Below are 500 nucleotides of genomic sequence, written 5' to 3' on the forward strand. Positions count from 1 at the left end.
GACAGGTGGTGCATGGTTGTCGTCAGCTCGTGTCGTGAGATGTTGGGTTAAGTCCCGCAACGAGCGCAACCCTTATCTTCAGTAGCCAGCAGTAAGATGGGCACTCTGGAGAGACTGCCAGGGATAACCTGGAGGAAGGTGGGGATGACGTCAAATCATCATGCCCCTTATGACTTGGGCCACACACGTGCTACAATGGCGTAAACAAAGAGAAGCGAGAGCGTGAGCTGGAGCAAATCTCAAAAATAACGTCTCAGTTCGGACTGTAGTCTGCAACCCGACTACACGAAGCTGGAATCGCTAGTAATCGCGGATCAGAATGCCGCGGTGAATACGTTCCCGGGTCTTGTACACACCGCCCGTCACACCATGGGAGTTGGTAATGCCCGAAGTCAGTGATCCAAGAAAGGAAGCTGCCGAAGGCAGGACTGATAACTGGGGTGAAGTCGTAACAAGGTAGCCGTATCGGAAGGTGCGGCTGGATCACCTCCTTTCTAAGA

Annotated in this window: 1 rRNA gene; it reads left to right on the forward strand. The window is 53.0% G+C overall.

The features are described from left to right. A 16S ribosomal RNA gene (locus BXO88_RS16260) occupies positions 1-494 on the forward strand; the annotation flags it as partial. Positions 495-500: the final 6 nt, after the last annotated feature.

The sequence above is a fragment of the Oribacterium sp. C9 genome (assembly GCF_002007235.1).
GTDB lineage: Bacteria > Bacillota > Clostridia > Lachnospirales > Lachnospiraceae > Oribacterium.